The organism is Deinococcus pimensis DSM 21231 (assembly GCF_000519345.1).
Classification (GTDB): Bacteria; Deinococcota; Deinococci; order Deinococcales; family Deinococcaceae; genus Deinococcus_A; species Deinococcus_A pimensis.
The window spans coordinates 1-1,586 of the sequence record NZ_KI912655.1; the positions used below are offsets into that span (position 1 = coordinate 1).

Consider the following 1,586-nt stretch of genomic DNA (forward strand, 5'->3'; position numbering starts at 1 on the left):
CGCCGCGCCCGCCCCCGCGGTGAAGCCCACCGTCACGCTCGTGCCCGCCAGGCCCGTGCCCGTGGCCGCCCCGCGCGTCGGGAAGAACCCGGGCCTCACCCGCGTCGTCCTCGACCTGCCCGCCGGAGTCACCTACACCGTCGCCCCGAGCGGCGCGGGTGTGCGCGTCACCCTCCAGAACGTCAGCGTCGGCGCCGCGAGCGCCCGCAACGTCTCCCCCGAGCTCGCCGAGTGGCGGCTCGAACCCGGAAACGGCGGCGCGGTCCTCACGCTGCGCCCCACCTTCGCGCTCGGGGCGCGCAGCGGCTACCGCAGCGCCCTGCTGCCCTCCGGGGAGGGCTCCACGAACCAGCGGCTCGTCGTGGACCTCTCCCCCGCCCTCGCGGACGTCACGCCCGTCACGACCGCCGACGTCACCCTGCCCGCCTTCACGTCCCCCGTGCGGATCGTCCTCGACCCCGGGCACGGCGGCGTGGACCCCGGCGCGATCGGCAGCGTCGTCGAGAAGGTCGTCACGCTCGACGTCGCCCGCCGCGTCCGCGCGATCCTCGCCGCCGCCGGAGCGGAGGTCGTGCTGACCCGCGAGACGGACACGCAGATCAGCACGGACAAGCAGACGGACCTCGCCGGACGCGCCGCGTTCGGCACGCCACCCTCCACGCTGCTCGTCAGCATCCACGTCAACAGCCTCGAGAAGAACATGGCCCTGCGCGGCTACGGCGTCGAGACGTGGTGGTACCCCAACGATGAGGGCAGCGCCGCGCTCGCCGCGAGCCTGCAGAGCGCCGTGACGCGTCTCACGGGCGCGAGCTCGCGCGGCGTCCACCGCAACAGCCTCGCGGTCCTGCGCAAGGCGCGCGTGCCCGCCGCGCTCGTCGAGATCGGCTTCGCGAGCCACCCCGTGGACGGCCTCAACCTGCAGTCGCCCGCGTACCTCGACCGGGTCGCGGCGGGGATCGCATGGGGCATCCGCGAGTTCCTGCTGCCGCAGGACGCGCTCGCGGACGTCACGGACGGACGCTGAGGCTCAGAGCGCGACTCCGCTCCATGAATGCCGTTCCGCTGCGCTGCACGCCATCCATTGCGCTCCGTCCCGCTCCGTCGTGGTGACTCGCTCCGCTCGGGAGCCGGTGAGAACAACACTCACCGGCTCCGACCAGAGTGTTCACTTCTCCTCGGGCCGCGCGGCGCGGCGGCGCTTGCCCTCCGCGAGCGCCGTGAGCGCCGCCTCGTTCAGGACGCGCAGCTCGCGACGGTGCAGGTCCACGAAGCCCTGACGGTAGAACTCCCCGAGCTTGCGGCTCACGAGTTCCGGGACCGTCCCGAGCAGCGACGCGAGCTCCGAGTTCGTCGGGAGGCGGTACACCGCCTCCCGGCGCGTCATGACGAGCAGGTGCGACGCGAGACGCTCGTCGAGCTCGCTGAACAGCAGCGTCTGGAGCCGCTCGATCAGGTCGCGCTGACGCCGCGCGAAGTACGACACGACGCCGCGCGCCAGCGCGGGCGAGTGGAACGCCACGTCCCGCACGAGCTGCGCCGGCAGGCACAGCACCGTCGCGTCCTCCAGCGCGACCGCCCCGGCGGGC

2 protein-coding genes are annotated in these 1,586 nt (G+C 73.8%); one reads left to right on the forward strand and one right to left on the reverse strand.

Annotated elements, in window-relative coordinates:
* Nucleotides 1-1,024 (forward strand): N-acetylmuramoyl-L-alanine amidase family protein (locus DEIPI_RS31655; protein ID WP_045234478.1); only part of this gene is annotated, 1,024 nt, incomplete at its 5' end.
* A 141-nt stretch (nt 1,025-1,165) separates the two neighbouring features.
* On the opposite strand, the gene DEIPI_RS31660 is transcribed toward DEIPI_RS31655, so the two are convergent.
* A partial coding sequence (locus tag DEIPI_RS31660; protein WP_045234479.1) for a Crp/Fnr family transcriptional regulator occupies nt 1,166-1,586 on the reverse strand: 421 nt, incomplete at its 5' end.